Here is a 17279-nt window from a genome sequence, read left to right on the forward strand (position 1 = left end):
GCTTGCAGCTTGCAGCTTGCAGCTTGCAGCTTGCAGCTTGCAGCTTGCAGCTTGCAGCTTGCAGCTTGCAGCTTGCAGCTTGCAGCTTGCAGCTTGCAGCTTGCAGCTTGCAGCTTTCAGCAGCCCGCCCCTCAGGCCCCGCGCTTGGGCACCGGCACCAGCAACTCCTGGGGCGGCATTTCGCACTTGATCTTGCGGCCAAGCAGGGCTTCGATCCCAGGCAGTTGATAGGAGTCGTCCTCACCAGCGAAGCTGATCGACACGCCGCTGGTGCCGGCGCGGCCCGTGCGGCCGATGCGGTGCACGTAGTCGTCCGGATCTTCCGGCAGGGTGAAGTTGATCACGTGGCTGATGCCGTCGATGTGGATGCCGCGGCCGGCCACGTCGGTGGCCACCAGCACGCTGACGCGGCCCTCGCGGAAGTTCTCCAGGGTGCGGATGCGCTTGTGCTGCGGCACGTCGCCCGACAGCTGGGCAGCGTTGATGCCGTCGCGTACCAGGCGTTCCTCGATGCGCCGCACCTCGTCCTTGCGGTTGGCGAAGACGATCACCCGCTGCCACTGGTTGAGGGTCACCAGGTTGTACAGCAGCGTGTACTTGTCGCTACCGGCCACCGCGTACACATGCTGCTCGACGGTATCGCTGGCGACGTTCTCCGGCTCGATCTCGACGATCGCCGGGTCGGTGGTCCACTGCTTGGCCAGGTTCATCACGTCCTCGGTGAAGGTCGCAGAGAACAGCAGTGTCTGGCGCTCGCTCTTGGGCGGCGTCTGCCGGATGATCTGGCGGACCTGCGGGATGAAGCCCATGTCGAGCATGCGGTCGGCTTCGTCCAGTACCAGTACCTCGACCATGTCCAGGTGCACTTCGCCGCGTTGCTGGAAGTCCAGCAAGCGGCCCGGCGTTGCCACCAGGATGTCGCAGTAGCGTGCCTCGAGGCTCTTGAGCTGCTTGTCGAAGTCCATGCCGCCGACGAAGGTCATCACGTTCAGGCCGCTGTAGCGGGTCAGGGCCTTGGCGTCGTTGGCGATCTGCACCACCAGCTCGCGGGTCGGCGCGATGATCAGCGCCCGCGGTTCGCCCATGTAGCGCTCCTTGGGCGGTGGCGTCTGCTGCAGCTGCGAGATGATCGAGATCAGGAACGCGGCCGTCTTGCCGGTCCCGGTCTGGGCACGGCCGATGGCGTCCTGACCGCGCAGGGTATGGACGAGCACCTGGGCCTGGATGGGCGTGCAATAGGGGAAGCCCAGGTCGTGGATGGCGTGCATCACCGAGTCGGAGAGCGCGAAATCGTGGAAGCGTGTCTTGCCCTCCTGAGGCTCGACCACGAAGTCCTCGCGTTTCCACAATGAAGCCTGGGGCTTGGGACGCGGGGCTCGTGTGCGTTGCGGCGTGCTCGCCACAGGTAGGGCAGCCGGGGCGGCGGCCTGTGGGTCGGGTTGCTCGGGAACCGGCTGCGATACGGCAGGCGCAGGTGTCGTCGGGGCCGCCACGGCAGCCTGGACGGGCGCCGCGCTGGGCGCCAGGGCAGCGGGGACGACGGCTGGCTGAACGCCGGCCTCACCCATGCCAAAGAGTTTCTTGAGTGCCTTGAGCACGGTCATCTCGTCGATTGGTTAAGGAATGTACGGCGGGCAGTGTAATGCAAGAACCCGGCTCGGCGCAGGTTATTGCCGCGACGAGCCGGGCGGACGGGACGCTCAGCGCAGTTTTTCGCTCAGCCAGTCGTGGATGTCGTTCAGCTCGGCGACCACCACTTCGTGCTCCATGGGGTATTCCTGCCAGCGCGCCGGGACGCCCCAGGTATTGAGGTATTCGAACGCCGTGCGGCCCATGGACGGCACCACCACCGGGTCGTGCACGCCGTGCAGGCACAAGGCGGGCGTGCGTTGCTGGCAGGCGCTGAGCAGGTGCTCGTCGCTGAAGGTAGGGGCGTAGGTCGAGAGCGCCAGCACGCCGCCCAGCGCTTCCTGCCACTGGACATAGGCGGTGTGCAGCACCACGGCGCCGCCCTGGGAAAAGCCGGCCAGCACGATGCGGGTCAGGTCGATGCCCTTGGCCCGCTCGGCTTCGATCAGCGCGATGACCTGTGCGGCGGACGCTTCGAGCTGTGCCTCGTCGATGGCACGGGCAGGCGTCATGGCCTTGATGTCGTACCAGCTGGGCATGGCGTAGCCGCCGTTGATGGTGACGGGCTGGGTCGGTGCCTGCGGCAGGACGAAGCGCGTGCTCGGCAGACGTTCCTGGAGAAACTCGGCCACGGGCATGAAGTCGTAGCGATCGGCACCCAGGCCGTGCAGCCAGATCACGCAGGCGTCGGCCGTCTGTTGCGGTTCGAGAATCAGCGGGTCGGTCATGAAGGCTCCTGAGAAAGACGCACGCTCTGCGCGGAGCAGGGAACGTGACGGAGGCGGAAAAGACCTCGAAGCATGTCACGGCCTCGCGAATTTGCCTACGCGCGTGCGTCGATCGAGCGCGCGGGCCGCTGCGGCAGCCCGATCCGGTTTCAGCCTTCCGACGGGGGCGCGACCGGCGTCGGCGGCGGCCGCATGCCGACCTCGGCGATCAGCTTGAGCCGGTGTCCGTTGCGCATCACTTCGATGGCGACCTTGTCGCCCGGCTTGATGCGCGCCACCTGGTTCATCGACTTGCGCCCGTCACCGGCCGGCTCGCCGTTGATGGCGAGGATCACGTCGCCGACCTGCAGGCCGGCGCGCTGTGCCGGACCTTCGCGGAAGATGCCGGCCACGACGATGCCGGGGTGGCCTTTCAGGCCGAACGATTCGGCCAGCTCCTGGCTCAGGGGCTGGACCTCGATGCCGAGCCAGCCGCGAATCACCTGGCCATGCTCGATGATCGACTTCATCACTTCCAGGGCCAGCTTGACCGGGATGGCGAAGCCGATGCCTTGGGAGCCACCGGACTTGGAGAAGATCGCGGTGTTGATGCCGGTCAGGTTGCCATTGGCATCGACCAGCGCGCCCCCAGAGTTGCCCGGGTTGATGGCCGCGTCGGTCTGAATGAAGTCCTCGTAGTTGTTCAGGCCCAGTTGGTTGCGCCCGGTGGCGCTGATGATGCCCATGGTCACGGTCTGGCCGACCCCGAACGGATTGCCGATGGCCAGCGAGACGTCGCCGATGCGTAGGGTGTCGGAGCGGCCGATGGTGATCGCCGGCAGGTCGGTCAGGTCGATCTTCAGCACCGCCAGGTCGGTTTCCGGGTCGCTGCCGATGACACGTGCCAAGGTCTCGCGACCATCCTTGAGTGCCACCACGATCTGGTCCGCCCCGGCGGTCACGTGGTTGTTGGTCAGCAGGTAGCCTTCGCGGCTCATGATCACCCCTGACCCCAGGCTGGACTCCCAGCGCCGCTGCTTGGGCAGGTTGTCGCCGAAGAAACGCTTGAACTGCGGGTCTTCGAACAGCGGGTGAGCGTTCTTGCCGGCGGCCTTGCTGGCCTTGGTGGTGTACAGGTTGACCACGGCCGGCGCCGCCACGGTCACCGCGTCGGCATAGGACACCGGGCCCTGCACGGTCTGCGTGGTCTGCGGCGCCTGCTGCAGGTTGACGTCCTGGCTGGGCAAACCCACCCACTGGGGAAAGCGCTGGATCACCAGCAGGGCGATGAGCACGCCGGTCAGCAAGGGCCAGGCAACGTAACGCATGGACTTGAACATCGATCACATCCTGGAAAGGGCAGGGTGGGTGATGGCACACCCGGGAACGCGCGCGATCATACACATCCCGTGTCGCGAGGACGATGCCGACGTGCGATTGCCGCCGTCAGGCGACAGGTTTGCCCGTGCCATGGCCGTCCTTCGTATAATGGACGCCTTTTCGGGCGCAGGTCCGACCATTCGCTGCATGGAGGAGACACCCAATGGCCGTTGCCCTGAGTACCTTGGTCGAGGAAGCCGAACGCTACCTGGCCAGCGCGAAGATCCAGGATTACTGCCCCAATGGCCTTCAGGTCCAGGGCCGGCCCCAGGTCCGCCGTATCGTCAGCGGCGTGACCGCCAGCCAGGCCCTGCTCGACGCGGCGGTGGCGGCCGATGCCGACCTGGTGCTGGTGCACCACGGCTATTTCTGGAAGGGCGAGAATCCCTGCATCACCGGCATGAAGCAGCGACGGCTCGCTACCCTGCTGCGCAACGACCTCAGCCTGCTGGCGTTCCACCTGCCCCTGGACGTGCACGCCGAGGTCGGCAACAACGTCCAGCTCGCGCGGCAACTGGACATCACGGTCGAAGGGCCGCTCGACTCCGGCAACCCGAAGGTCATCGGCCTGATCGGCTCGCTGGCCGAACCGACCTCGGCGCGTGACTTCGCCCGCCGCGTCCACGAGGCGCTCGGCCGCGAACCCCTGCTGATCGACAGCGAGCGCCTGGTCAGCCGCGTGGGCTGGTGCACCGGAGGCGGGCAGGGGTACATCGACGATGCCATCGCCGCGGGTGTGGACCTGTTCCTCAGTGGCGAGGCGTCCGAGCAGACCGTCCACAGCGCGCGCGAGAACGGCATCGGCTTCATCGCCGCCGGTCACCACGCCACCGAGCGTTACGGTGTCCAGGCCCTGGGCGACTACCTGGCCCGCCGCTTCGCCGTCGAGCACCTGTTCATCGACTGCCCCAACCCGGTCTGAAGGCCGGGGCAAGCTACAAGCGACCTGTGGGAGCTGGCTTGCCAGCGATAGCGATGGTGCCGGCACCGCTGTCATCGCTGGCGACCAGCTCCCACAGGTTCGACTTCATTGTCTGCAGCGTGCAGCCCAAAACCCTCAAACCTCACGGCATATCGTTAGACTGTTTCGGTCTATCCCCCCTCCTAAATAGAACAGTGTCGCTGTGATAGAGTGCCCGGCTCGAACACGGCCCGACGGCCGTCCATAAGATCGTTTTTCGTGAGTAGCCATGGTCGACAAACTGACGCACTTGAAACAGCTGGAGGCGGAGAGCATCCACATCATCCGCGAGGTGGCCGCCGAGTTCGATAACCCGGTGATGCTCTACTCGATCGGCAAGGACTCTGCCGTGATGCTGCACCTGGCGCGCAAGGCTTTCTTCCCAGGCAAGCTGCCGTTCCCGGTGATGCACGTCGACACCCAGTGGAAATTCCAGGAGATGTACCGTTTCCGTGACCGCATGGTCGAGGAAATGGGGCTGGAACTGATCACCCACGTGAACCCGGAAGGCGTGGCGCAGGGTATCAACCCGTTCACCCACGGCAGTGCCAAGCACACCGACATCATGAAGACCCAGGGCCTGAAGCAGGCGCTGGACAAGCATGGCTTCGATGCCGCCTTCGGTGGCGCGCGTCGCGACGAAGAGAAGTCCCGTGCCAAGGAGCGCGTCTATTCGTTCCGCGACAGCAAGCACCGCTGGGACCCGAAGAATCAGCGTCCCGAGCTGTGGAACGTCTACAACGGCAAGGTCAACAAGGGCGAGTCGATCCGCGTCTTCCCGCTGTCGAACTGGACCGAGCTGGACATCTGGCAGTACATCTACCTCGAAGGTATCCCGATCGTGCCGCTGTACTTCGCCGCCGAGCGCGAGGTCATCGAGAAGAACGGCACCCTGATCATGATCGACGACGATCGCATCCTGGAACACCTCTCCGATGAGGAGAAGGCCCGCATCGTCAAGAAGAAGGTGCGTTTCCGCACACTCGGCTGCTACCCGTTGACGGGCGCCGTCGAATCGGAGGCCGAAAGCCTGACCGACATCATCCAGGAAATGCTGCTGACGCGAACGTCCGAACGCCAGGGCCGGGTCATCGACCATGACGGCGCCGGCTCCATGGAAGACAAGAAACGTCAGGGCTACTTCTAAGCTTTGAGTTACAAGCGGCAAGCTGCAAGTCAATAGCAAAGCGGTTAGCGTGCAAGACTTGTAGATTGTCGCCTGCTTGGCAGGCGCAAGGAGCGCCCGCGTGGATTTTGAACGGTTGCTGGTTTGGCAGAGGAGCAAGAGACTGGCTGTGGCGCTTTACCGAGCGTTGGAGGCATGTCGCGATTACGGCTTCAAAGCGCAAATCACCAAGGCAGCGGTCTCTGTCCCTTCCAATATTGCCGAAGGCATGGAGCGACGTGGGATGCGTGAGAAGGTCTGGTTTCTCAGCGTGGCAAAGGCCTCATGCGCTGAGCTTCGAACGCAATTGATGATTGCGGCCGAAATCGACTATCTGCCTGCTCAGCTGGCGGCCGACTGGATTAGTGAAACTCGCGAGATTTCCAAAATGCTTGCGGGCTTGATCAACAAAATTTCTGACTAGCTGTACGCTGACAAGCTTGCTGCTTGAAGCTTACAACTTGGAGCTTGAACGCATGAGTCATCAATCTGATTTGATCAGCGAAGATATTCTCGCCTACCTGGCTCAGCACGAGCGCAAAGAACTGCTGCGTTTCCTCACCTGCGGCAACGTGGATGACGGCAAGAGCACCCTGATCGGGCGCCTGCTGCACGACTCCAAGATGATCTACGAGGACCACCTCGAGGCCATCACCCGGGACTCGAAGAAGTCCGGCACCACCGGCGAGGACGTCGACCTGGCACTGCTGGTCGATGGCCTGCAGGCCGAGCGCGAGCAGGGCATCACCATCGATGTCGCCTACCGCTACTTCTCCACCGCCAAGCGCAAGTTCATCATCGCCGACACGCCGGGCCACGAGCAGTACACGCGCAACATGGCCACCGGCGCCTCGACCTGCGACCTGGCGATCATCCTGGTGGACGCACGCTACGGCGTGCAGACCCAGACCCGTCGCCACAGTTACATCGCCTCCTTGCTGGGCATCAAGCACATCGTGGTCGCCGTCAACAAGATGGACCTGAAGGGCTTCGATGAAGGCGTCTTCGAGTCGATCAAGGCCGACTACCTGAAGTTCGCCGACGCGATCGACCTGCAGCCCAGCAGCCTGCATTTCGTGCCGATGTCCGCGCTCAAGGGCGACAACGTGGTCAACCGCAGCGAGCGCTCGCCGTGGTACACCGGTCCGGCGCTGATGGAAATCCTGGAAACGGTGGAGGTCGCGGCCGACCGCAACTTCACCGACTTGCGCTTCCCGGTGCAGTACGTCAACCGTCCCAACCTGAACTTCCGCGGCTTCGCCGGTACCCTGGCCAGCGGCATCGTGCACAAGGGCGACGACGTCGTGGTCCTGCCGTCGGGCAAGAGCAGCCGGGTCAAGTCGATCGTCACCTACGAAGGTGAACTGGAGCACGCCGGCCCCGGCCAGGCCGTGACCCTGACCATGGAAGACGAGATCGACATCTCCCGTGGCGACCTGCTGGTGCATGCCGACAACGTGCCGCCGGTCACCGACCAGTTCGACGCCATGCTGGTGTGGATGGCCGAAGAGCCGATGCTGCCGGGCAAGAAGTACGACATCAAGCGTGCCACCAGCTACGTGCCGGGCTCGATCGCCAGCATCGCCCACAAGGTCGATGTGAACACCCTGGAGCGCGATGCCGCCAGTGCCTTGCAGCTCAACGAGATCGGCAAGGTCAAGGTCAGCCTCGATTGGTCGATTGCGCTGGACGGGTATGAAAGCAACCGCACCACGGGTGCCTTCATCGTCATCGACCGCCTGACCAATGGCACCGTCGGTGCCGGCATGATCATCGCTCCGCCGGTGCTGCCACACGGGGGCACGGGTCAGCACGGTACCTCGTCGCACGTGAGCACCGAAGAGCGTGCGCTGCGCTTCGGCCAGCAGCCTGCCACGGTGCTGTTCAGCGGCCTGTCCGGCGCCGGCAAGAGCACCCTGGCCTACGCCGTGGAGCGCAAGCTGTTCGACATGGGCCGTGCGGTCTATGTCCTCGACGGCCAGAACCTGCGTCACGACCTGAACAAGGGCTTGCCGCAGGACCGCGCCGGCCGCACCGAGAACTGGCGCCGGGCCGCGCATGTGGCGCGTCAGTTCAACGAAGCCGGCCTGCTGACGCTGGCCGCCTTCGTCGCGCCGGATGCCGAGGGCCGTGAGCAGGCCAAGGCCTTGATCGGCAGCGAACGTCTGGTCACCGTCTACGTGCAGGCCTCACCGCAAGTGTGCCGCGAGCGCGATCCGCAGGGCCTGTATGCCGCCGGTGGCGACAACATTCCGGGCGAGGGCTTCCCGTACGACGTGCCGCTGGAGGCCGATCTGGTGATCGACACGCAGAGCACGAGCGTGGAGGAAGGCGTCAAGCAGGTGCTGGACGTGCTGCGTGCACGGGGCGCGATCTGACCCAGGGCGCTCGAATGAACAACCCGCCATGACGATGCGTCTGGCGGGTTTTTTTATGCGCGATGATTGGCAAGGCCGCGTCGGAAAAATCCATCGCCGATCTAGGCATTTTCTTTCCAAATCTGCGTCAACGCCGATAGTCCGTGAAAACGCCGAATTTAAAATTGTGCGGTACCTGTTTGTACGCCACAAGAACAAGGAGCAAGGCAATGACATTTGGCATGGGCAAGACCCTGATCGCGGCAACCCTGGCTGTTGCAGCGATTCCGGCCCTTGCGGACGCAGGCTCGCAATGCTGTCCCTTCAGCGACATGAGCTTGAAAGACGCGGTCAAGCCGCTGGGCCACTCGACCCAACGACTGACGCAGCTCGAGGGCGTTCAGTTCACCTGGAAAGACTCTGGTCGGGAAGACATCGGCCTGATCGCCCAGGACGTCCAGAAGGTCTACCCGCAGGTGGTCCATGAGAAAGAGGGACTGCTGACGGTGGACTACCAGAAACTGGTCGCGCCGCTGATCGAGTCGGTGCGTGAGCTGAACGCCCGGATCGAGGTGCTGGAAAAAGCGCAGGCCCAGTAGCCTTGGCAGCAGGTCCTGTCGGCAGGGGCACGTGTTATCGCTCGCGGCGACAGGACCGTCCGTAGCCCCTTCAGTCATGTCCGAACGCACGAATCGCGTCAGTGGCATAAGCTTATGCCAAACCACTGGAGGCATGAGGTCATGGGCAATGCTGACGACCGCTACGGCTTTTCCACACGGGCCATCCACCATGGCTACGATCCCCAGGCCCATCAAGGCGCCCTGATTCCCCCGGTCTACCAGACCTCGACCTACGCTTTCCCGACCGTCGAGCACGGCGCGGCCTGCTTCGCGGGCGAGGCCGACGGGCACTTCTATAGCCGCATTTCCAACCCGACCCTGGCCGTGCTGGAACAGCGCATGGCGTCCCTGGAAGGAGGGGAGGCGGCCCTCGCGCTGGCCTCGGGGATGGGCGCCATCACCTCGACCCTGTGGACCCTGTTGCGACCAGGCGACGAGCTGATCGTCGGCCTGACCGTCTATGGCTGCACGTTCGCGTTCGTGCACCATGGCATCGGCCAGTTCGGCGTCAAGGTCCTGCATGTCGACCTTGACGATCCTGCGGCGTTGGAGGCCGCCATCACACCTCGTACGCGAATGATCTTCTTCGAGACGCCGGCCAACCCGACCATGCGCCTGGTGGACATCGCCCGCGTGGTCGAGGTGGCGCGTCGTCATGACGTGCTGGTGGTGGTGGACAACACCTACTGCACGCCTTACCTGCAACGCCCACTGGCGTTGGGGGCCGACCTGGTGGTGCACTCGGCGACCAAGTACCTGAGTGGCCATGGCGACATTACCGCTGGCCTGGTGATCGGCAGCGCGGCGCTGGTGAGACGGATCCGTCTGGAGGGGCTCAAGGACATGACCGGTGCCGTGATGTCGCCACACGATGCCTCGCTGCTGATGCGCGGCATCAAGACCTTGGCACTGCGTATGGATCGTCACTGCAGCAATGCCCTGGCCGTGGCGCGACGGCTCGAACAGGCGCCGCAGGTCGAGCAGGTACGCTATCCCGGGCTGGACAGCTTCGCGCAGCATGCCCTGGCGCAACGGCAGATGCGTCTGCCGGGTGGCATGATCGCATTCGAACTCAAGGGTGGGGTAGAGGCTGGCCGGCGCTTCATGAACCGCCTGGAATTGTTCAGCCGCGCCGTTAGCCTGGGGGATGCAGAATCCCTGGCGCAGCACCCGGCGAGCATGACGCATTGCGCGTATACACCGCAGGAGCGGTTGCAGCATGGCATTTCTGAAGGGTTGGTGCGGCTGTCGGTGGGGTTGGAGGATGTGGAGGACTTGCTGGCGGATGTGGCGCAGGCGTTGGAGGCGTGTCGGTAGGGGCTGGCCTGATGGCATCGAATGCAACGATGATATGGCGATCGATGAGCAGAGCTTGAGCTGCTCAAAGGCCCACGCTTGACGCCTGCTGTCTAGGAAGCGTCAAGCTGATGGCGGGACTGAAAATCAATGCGATTTAAAGAGTGGCTTGTTGTTAGCTAAGCGCCACTCTTTGATAATACGAATGATCTCGTCGGGTTCATCCAGGCCTTTAGCTTCGGGCCAGTAAATAAGGTCTGTGCCGGCAGGGTGTTCGATGATTTTCTCGAAGTGCTCTAATAGTGGGAATAGTACATCGTCGCCTTCGTTGCAATTTGTTTCAAATATAAACTCTATAAACGCCTTGAATTCGGTTTCCGTGTAGTCGGAGAGTGTTTTTTTATTATTCATGGCTTCGCTCTATAGTGAATGGCTTGATGGGCTGCTGGTGTGACTATTCTGATATTGTCTAGGTCGTAAATTGCTCCGCCTTCCGAAATTGGAACGTGGTGATGTAGGACAAATGTAATGTGTTTCTTATGTCTGTCGATTTTGCGTACTCCTGGTGCCAGGCCTATTTTCATTCGGCCTATGTTCTGAGTGGAGAATTGCTCGGCAAGTGAACTGTTTGCTACAGTTTTCCAGAATAGTTCTCTAAATTCTTTCATGTTCTTTACAGGCTTGCCAATTAGCTGTGAAGCAATCTCATCCGGAATGAGCGCGCCGGCTTGTCTGGACTGTTCCCCCAACCATCGCCCACTTTGTGGAGACCCTGCCCCGGAGACCACGCCTGGATCCATTCTAGGATCTCTGAATACGACCAGTAAAGGCGGTAGGCCAGAATCCGAAGGAAATGTAACAATTATTCGCTCTTGGTCGAGCAGGTCCAAGGGTGGACGAATCGCTGAGCCATTTGTGATGGGGTCAACACTACTACCGCTGTAGACTAATATGCCTTCATCTATCGCGGGTAAACTGGTAGCGTTCTTTGGTTCGTGCCCAGGGGGTTGAGCAGGTGTCCATGTCAAAATCCGTGCGGACGAGTCAAGAACTACGCGGTATACATTTCGCTTTGTATCGAACAGAGCCGTGTGAACTGCTATTGGTTTGCCATCAGGTATGATGTACACATCAAGATTATCCTGGTTTTCACTACCCGCGAGCAGATGAGGCACATCGAGGCTCGACGCTGAAAGCGCAAGCCTGTTGAGGTCTGGGCCGTCCACTGGCGACAGATCTGTCAATGGGATACTCACTATATAGTGGCGATCACTGTTGCCAAGGCGTGAAGGCCATGTCATCGCTAAGGTCGCGACTAAGGCATGAGCGCCGCTGGCAACCGCCGTACGGATAGCATGTTTGAGAATTGGGTAAATTCGCGATGAGGTTTCGAAATTGGAAACGTAGGTGATTGCGAGTGATGGAAGTGATGTAGCGCTAATGTTTATAGTGGCATAGGTTGAGCGTACGCGCTCTTTTTCTTTTTGCATCCGGCTTTCCGCAGCCTTCTGCGTTAGTTCTTTGTGTTTGCGCTCTCTTTCAGCAAGGCGTGCCAATTGTTTAGCCGCTTTTTCTTCTTTTTCACGTTCAGCAGCTTCTCGCGCCTTCCTTTGAGCGTCAGCCTTCTGTGCTGCTCTCAACGCCTGGGCGTCGGCTTTGGCTTTTTGAGCAGCCTTGAGGGCTGCTCGGCGCGCCTCTGCTTTTTCAAAGGCCTCTCTTTCCCGGCGTTCAGCCGCGGCCTGCTTTGCGGCTTTCTTGGCTTTGCGTATGTGGATAGGCTGTTCTGCAGCCTGTTTTCTTCTAGGTTTCTCGGGTAATCGCTTGGCGGCCTGCTGAGTTATTCTCTCGGCTTCGGCTTGGTGCGCAGCCTCCCGTGTGATGCGCTCAGCTTCGGCGTTTTGCGCGGCCAGTCTGGCTTCATTGTCGAGTTTGGCCTTTTGCAATCTGTTTTCTTCTGCTCGCTGCGCTTCCAATACTTTCAGTGCTTCTTCTGCGCGTTGTCGACGACTTGACTCCTCTATGCTCACAGCTGATAGGACATTTTTAATGTGCTCGGCCTGGCGTAGCAGCGCACCAAGAGCACGCTGTGTGTCAGTCAGTACCCTAACGGACTCGCTATGCAAGATTGAATGATGGTAATCGAGCCAGCGAGGGCCGATTCGCTTCTGCTCTTGATCCAAGATGAGGCTGTTCAAAGCTTCAATTTCTGAGCGTGTCAACGGTGGGGCAATGTTGGGGTTCGCTACTGAATAGGGTGCTACTAGCTGCGCCCTAGACTGGATCTGACTGCTAATTACGTTGAGCTGCGTATGGAGGGTGGCAATTAGGTCATCATGGTGTGCCGTGTTGAAGAATGATGGGATTTCGCCTCGTAGAAAGTCGGGCAGCAACTGGAGGTGGGTGGCCCGCCGCAGGGCAAGCATGCCAGTGTCAGCCGTGAGTAATGATATTTTTTGTTCGTAAGTCAGGGGGCTAAGTTCATCATGGCTATGGATCGAAGACGGCAGTGCGTCGAGGATTTCTTGAATTTTCCTTAACGAAAGATCAGTGATTTTACAAATGTGTGATGCTTGATAAGCACTCTCATATGTACTAAAAGCTTTTGCGAGTTCTGTGCGTGGATCCTGTGATCTGAGTGCGCGCACGGCAACGCTATGAAAGTACAGGGGTGGCTTGTAAAATAGTGGCGAGCCCCATAGGGATAGTTCATGGTCGCGGTGTGTTGCATAGTGAGCCTGCTTGGCGTTGACCAAGTTCACTAAAGCGTGTTGCTCTGCACGCCTGCGCGCAGCGTCACTGTGTAGGGTGCTAGGTAGGGTTGCATAGAGGGATCGAATTTCTGATTCAGTATTTTTTTCGACATCGTTATAGAGTGGTGCGAGCTCCCGATCCACACCCCTGCGAATTGAATTGTATTCCTCTTGAATGATCTGGCCAAAGGAGGGTTCTCTACTGAGCTCGCCTGAATGCGAAGAGTTTGTTCTAGGACCATTAGTTAGACCCCAACCGCCCGAGCCAGGGCCGCCGCCGCCGTTACCTAGACGGAAATCTGGCGGGGCAGGTGCTGTAATGTAAAGACCTTCATCCAGCCAAAGAGTACCGTTGTTGGTTTTGTTTTCCATCGCGTCGTCTCCGCTAAGGTGTAGCGGAAAGCTTGAGATTTCGACGCTGGAATTATCTACGGATCAAAGACTTTCGTGGTGTAAGATTTTTCAGTAACGTTGCTAGGGGGAGTTGGTCTTGTAGGAGTGATGTGTTCTTAGGGTATTACATAGTTATACGTATTTCTTTGTGGCAAGGTGGTCGTTGGGCCGCGAAGAGCTATACAAAGATTTTCGATTGCACCAAAAGATAAGGCCTCTCACGAGGCCTCAATCTTAAAAACGTAAAGACCCCTTTCTAGCGCTTCAACCCATAACTCTCATCGAGCATCCCCGGCGCATCCGGCGCCTTGGGCGCGTAGTCGCGAGGCGCCTCGGTGTCCTTCGGCGGGGTGAGACGATCGCGGTGCGGTTGCGCCGCCTCCGAGTGCAGCGAGGCGAGCAGGCGCTGACGGGTCAGCTCGTCCAGGGCCAGGCGGTTGGCGCCATCGGCCAGGTGATCCTGGACGTCCTGGTAGCTCTGGGTCAGGCGCGACACCAGGGTGGCGGTGCTGTTGAAGTGGGTGACCACCTCGTTCTGGTACGTGTCGAAGCGCTGCTGGATGTCGTCCAGCTGACGCTGGGTGCTGCTCGGCACCGCTTTGGGCAGCAGGCGGGCGAGGGCGAAACCGACCACGACGCCGACCACGAGGGCCAGGGTGGGCAGCAACCAAACTAGAAGCGAGTGTTCCACGAGTCCTTCCTCTCTAAACGGCTTTGCTTTACGTTACCGGCTCAGACCTGCGCTGTATACCGCGAGCGATCGCCAATATGCCAGAACAGAATTCCCAAGCTAGACGAGTCGACCTTTCCTGAGGTCACGGAGTAGTGCCTTGCTCATCCGCGAAACCCCGCTGTTCATCGACGGCCCCTGCGGCCCGCTGGAAGCGCTGCACCTGGACGTCGCCGACGCACGTGGCGTCGCACTGATCTGCCACCCCAACCCGGTCCAGGGCGGCACCATGCTCAACAAGGTGGTCTCGACCTTGCAGCGCACCGCGCGCGACGCCGGCTACGCGACGCTGCGCTTCAACTACCGCGGCGTCGGCCAGAGCGCCGGCAGCCACGACATGGGCGCTGGTGAGGTGGCCGATGCCGAGGCGGTCGCCGCCTGGATCGGCGAACGCCACCCCGGTCTGCCACTGGTGGTGCTGGGCTTTTCATTCGGCGGCTTCGTCGCGGCCAGCCTGGTCGGCCGACTCGAGTCGCGCCAAACCCCGGTGCAGCACCTGTTCATGATCGCGCCCGCGGTGATGCGACTCGGCCCGGATTTTCCGCTGCCAGAGCGCGGCGCGCTGACCGTGGTGCAACCGGATGCCGACGAAGTGGTCGCGCCAACGCTGGTGTACGAATGGTCCGACGCACTGGCGCGCCCCCACGAACTGCTGAAAGTGGCAGAATGCGGACACTTCTTTCATGGCAAGCTGACCGATCTGAAGGATCTGCTGCTGCCGCGTCTTTCGAACTGAGCCAAGCCTGATCAAGCGATAACCCATGACGACACGGATTCTCACCGGTATCACCACCACTGGCACGCCGCACCTGGGCAACTATGCCGGCGCCATTCGCCCGGCGATCCTCGCCAGCCAGCAGCCTGGCGCCGACTCGTTCTACTTCCTCGCCGACTACCACGCACTGATCAAGTGCGACGACCCCCTGCGCATCCAACGGTCGCGCCTGGAAATCGCCGCGACCTGGCTGGCCGGTGGCCTGGACCCGGACAAGGTGACCTTCTACCGGCAGTCCGACATCCCGGAGATCCCCGAGCTGACCTGGCTGCTGACCTGCGTCAGCGCCAAGGGCCTGCTCAACCGCGCCCATGCCTACAAGGCCTCGGTGGACAAGAACCTGGAAAACGGCGAAGACCCGGATGCCGGCGTGAGCATGGGGCTGTACAGCTACCCGGTACTGATGGCCGCCGACATCCTGATGTTCAAAGCGCACAAGGTGCCGGTCGGGCGTGACCAGATCCAGCATGTGGAAATGGCCCGCGACATCGGTCAGCGCTTCAACCACCTGTTCGGCCAGGGCAAGGAATTCTTCGTCATGCCCGAGGCCCTGATCGAGGAAAGCGTGGCCACGCTGCCGGGGCTCGACGGACGCAAGATGTCCAAGAGCTACGACAACACCATTCCGTTGTTCAGCAGCGCCAAGGACATGAAGGACGCCATCTCGCGCATCGTCACCGACTCGCGCGTGCCAGGCGAGCCGAAGGATCCCGATCAGTCGCACCTGTTCACCCTGTACCAGGCGTTCGCCACCCCTGCCCAGGCGGGCGAATTCCGTCAGGCGCTCCTGGAAGGGCTGGGCTGGGGCGAAGCCAAGCAGCGCCTGTTCCAGCTGCTCGACGGCCAACTGGGCGAGGCCCGCGAGCGCTATCACCAGTTGATCGAGCGCCCGACAGACCTGGAAGACATCCTCCTGGCCGGCGCACAGAAGGCCCGCCGTACCGCGTCGCCGTTCCTCGAGCAGCTGCGCGAAGCCGTCGGCCTGCGCTCGTTCCGTGCCAATGCCCACGTGGCCAGCGGGACCAAGAAGAAGGCCATCAAGGCCGCGCGCTTCGTCAGCTTCCGTGACGAGGACGGCAGCTTCCGCTTCCGCCTGCTGGCCGCCGATGGCGAGCAGTTGCTGTTGTCGCGTCCCTTCGCCGACGGCAAGGCCGCTGGCACCGTGAGCAAGCGCCTGCAACAGGGCGACGCGCTCGACCTGCGCACCGAGGCGACGGGCTTCAGCGTCTGGCTCGACGACGCACCGGTCGCCGACAGCCCGGCGTTCGCCGACGCCGACGCGCGCGACCGTGCCGTGGACGGCCTGCGTGCCGCGCTGCAGCCCGCTCAAGACTGAGACAATCTGACGCAAGTCCGATTGCCATTACCCAGGGCCGTCGCTACAGTGACGGCCCGCTTTTGTTGCCTTGCTGACCACTTATGACGCCTCTAGAACGCTATCAAGCCGATCTGAAACGCCCTGACTTCTTCCACGACGCGGCGCAGGAAACAGCAGTGCGCCACCTGCAGCGGCTATACGACGATCTGCTGGCCGCCGAGCATGACAAACCCGGCCTGTTCGGCAAGCTGTTCGGCCGCAAGGAACAGGCGCCCGTCAAAGGCCTGTACTTCTGGGGTGGCGTGGGACGTGGCAAGACCTACCTGGTCGACACCTTTTTCGAGGCGCTGCCGTTCAAGCAGAAGATGCGCACGCACTTTCACCGTTTCATGAAGCGCGTCCATGAAGAGATGAAAACGCTCAAGGGCGAGAAGAACCCGCTGACGATCATTGCCAAGCGCTTCTCACAAGAGGCGCGCGTCATCTGCTTCGACGAGTTCTTCGTCTCCGACATCACCGACGCCATGATCCTCGGCACGCTGATGGAGGAGCTGTTCAAGAACGGCGTGACCCTGGTGGCGACGTCCAACATCGTGCCCGACGGCCTGTACAAGGATGGCCTGCAGCGCGCGCGCTTCCTGCCGGCGATCGCGATGATCAAGCAGAACACCGAGGTGGTGAACGTCGACAGCGGTGTGGACTACCGACTGCGGCACCTGGAACAGGCCGAGCTGTTCCATTACCCGCTCAACGAGGCGGCCCACGAAAGCCTGCGCCAGAGCTTCAAGGCGCTGACGCCCGAGTGCACCGAAGCGGTCGAGAACGACGTGCTGGTGATCGAGAACCGCGAGATCCATGCCCTGCGCACCTGCGACGACGTGGCCTGGTTCGACTTCCGCGCCTTGTGCGACGGCCCGCGCAGCCAGAACGACTACATCGAGCTGGGCAAGATCTTTCATGCCGTACTGCTCAGCAACGTGGAGCAGATGGGCGTCACCACCGACGACATCGCGCGCCGCTTCATCAACATGGTCGACGAATTCTACGACCGTAACGTCAAGCTGATCATCTCGGCGGAAGTGGAGCTCAAGGACCTGTACACCGGCGGGCGCCTGAGCTTCGAGTTCCAGCGCACCTTGAGCCGGTTGCTGGAAATGCAGTCCCACGAGTTCCTGTCGCGGGCGCACAAGCCTTGAGG

15 protein-coding genes are annotated in these 17279 nt (G+C 61.5%); 9 read left to right on the forward strand and 6 right to left on the reverse strand.

The window, feature by feature from the left end; translation table 11 throughout:
* Positions 1–131: 131 nt before the first annotated feature.
* The 3 genes from rhlB to algW all read right to left on the reverse strand — a co-directional run bounded on the left by rhlB (position 132) and on the right by algW (position 3676).
* Positions 132–1598, reverse strand: a complete 1467-nt coding sequence (gene rhlB, locus G7007_RS17435) for an ATP-dependent RNA helicase RhlB (protein ID WP_308852309.1) — start codon at positions 1596–1598, stop codon at positions 132–134.
* Positions 1599–1700: 102 nt separating this feature from the next.
* Positions 1701–2357, reverse strand: a complete 657-nt coding sequence (locus G7007_RS17440; RefSeq protein ID WP_181103647.1) for an alpha/beta hydrolase — start codon at positions 2355–2357, stop codon at positions 1701–1703.
* A 149-nt stretch (positions 2358–2506) separates the two neighbouring features.
* On the reverse strand, positions 2507–3676 hold the full coding sequence (gene algW / locus G7007_RS17445) for a Do family serine endopeptidase AlgW (RefSeq protein ID WP_181103649.1): 1170 nt from the start codon (positions 3674–3676) through the stop codon (positions 2507–2509).
* A 203-nt stretch (positions 3677–3879) separates the two neighbouring features.
* Here algW and G7007_RS17450 point away from each other — a divergent pair, with 203 nt between their 5' ends.
* The 6 genes from G7007_RS17450 (at position 3880) to G7007_RS17475 (ending at position 10136) form a co-directional block, all read left to right on the forward strand.
* Positions 3880–4638, forward strand: a complete 759-nt coding sequence (locus G7007_RS17450; RefSeq protein ID WP_181103656.1) for a Nif3-like dinuclear metal center hexameric protein — start codon at positions 3880–3882, stop codon at positions 4636–4638.
* Positions 4639–4906: 268 nt separating this feature from the next.
* Positions 4907–5824, forward strand: a complete 918-nt coding sequence (cysD, locus tag G7007_RS17455) for a sulfate adenylyltransferase subunit CysD (protein WP_181103658.1) — start codon at positions 4907–4909, stop codon at positions 5822–5824.
* A gap of 100 nt (positions 5825–5924) precedes the next feature.
* A complete protein-coding gene (locus G7007_RS17460) occupies positions 5925–6266 on the forward strand; it encodes a four helix bundle protein (protein ID WP_181103660.1) in 342 nt (113 codons plus the stop codon).
* Positions 6267–6318: 52 nt separating this feature from the next.
* The gene (cysN, locus tag G7007_RS17465) at positions 6319–8220 is read left to right on the forward strand and encodes a sulfate adenylyltransferase subunit CysN (protein ID WP_181103661.1); all 1902 of its coding nucleotides are present in this window, start codon (positions 6319–6321) and stop codon (positions 8218–8220) included.
* 209 nt (positions 8221–8429) lie between these two features.
* Entirely contained in the window at positions 8430–8798 is a 369-nt protein-coding gene (locus tag G7007_RS17470; protein ID WP_181103663.1) for a tail fiber domain-containing protein, read from the forward strand.
* 141 nt (positions 8799–8939) lie between these two features.
* Entirely contained in the window at positions 8940–10136 is a 1197-nt protein-coding gene (locus G7007_RS17475) for a methionine gamma-lyase (protein ID WP_181103665.1), read from the forward strand.
* Between the two features lie 126 nt (positions 10137–10262).
* On the opposite strand, the gene G7007_RS17480 is transcribed toward G7007_RS17475, so the two are convergent.
* From G7007_RS17480 to G7007_RS17490, 3 genes are all read right to left on the reverse strand, one after another.
* Positions 10263–10526, reverse strand: coding sequence for a bacteriocin immunity protein (locus G7007_RS17480; protein WP_181103667.1), 264 nt, complete (start codon positions 10524–10526; stop codon positions 10263–10265).
* Entirely contained in the window at positions 10523–13237 is a 2715-nt protein-coding gene (locus G7007_RS17485) for an S-type pyocin domain-containing protein (protein WP_181103669.1), read from the reverse strand. Before G7007_RS17485 ends, G7007_RS17480 begins: the two co-directional genes overlap by 4 nt.
* A 277-nt stretch (positions 13238–13514) precedes the next feature.
* The gene (locus G7007_RS17490) at positions 13515–13949 is read right to left on the reverse strand and encodes a YhcB family protein (protein WP_181103671.1); all 435 of its coding nucleotides are present in this window, start codon (positions 13947–13949) and stop codon (positions 13515–13517) included.
* Between the two features lie 139 nt (positions 13950–14088).
* On the opposite strand from G7007_RS17490, the gene G7007_RS17495 reads away from it, so the two are divergent.
* The 3 genes from G7007_RS17495 (at position 14089) to zapE (ending at position 17277) form a co-directional block, all read left to right on the forward strand.
* The gene (locus tag G7007_RS17495; protein WP_181103673.1) at positions 14089–14724 is read left to right on the forward strand and encodes an alpha/beta hydrolase; all 636 of its coding nucleotides are present in this window, start codon (positions 14089–14091) and stop codon (positions 14722–14724) included.
* Positions 14725–14749: 25 nt separating this feature from the next.
* Positions 14750–16099 carry a tryptophan--tRNA ligase gene (locus G7007_RS17500; protein WP_181103675.1) on the forward strand — a complete coding sequence of 450 codons (1350 nt, stop codon included), beginning with the start codon at positions 14750–14752 and terminating at the stop codon, positions 16097–16099.
* Positions 16100–16182: 83 nt separating this feature from the next.
* The gene (gene zapE, locus G7007_RS17505; RefSeq protein WP_181103677.1) at positions 16183–17277 is read left to right on the forward strand and encodes a cell division protein ZapE; all 1095 of its coding nucleotides are present in this window, start codon (positions 16183–16185) and stop codon (positions 17275–17277) included.
* The last annotated feature ends 2 nt before the right edge of the window (positions 17278–17279 follow it).

Source organism: Pseudomonas entomophila (assembly GCF_013523125.1).
Classification (GTDB): domain Bacteria; phylum Pseudomonadota; class Gammaproteobacteria; order Pseudomonadales; family Pseudomonadaceae; genus Aquipseudomonas; species Aquipseudomonas entomophila_B.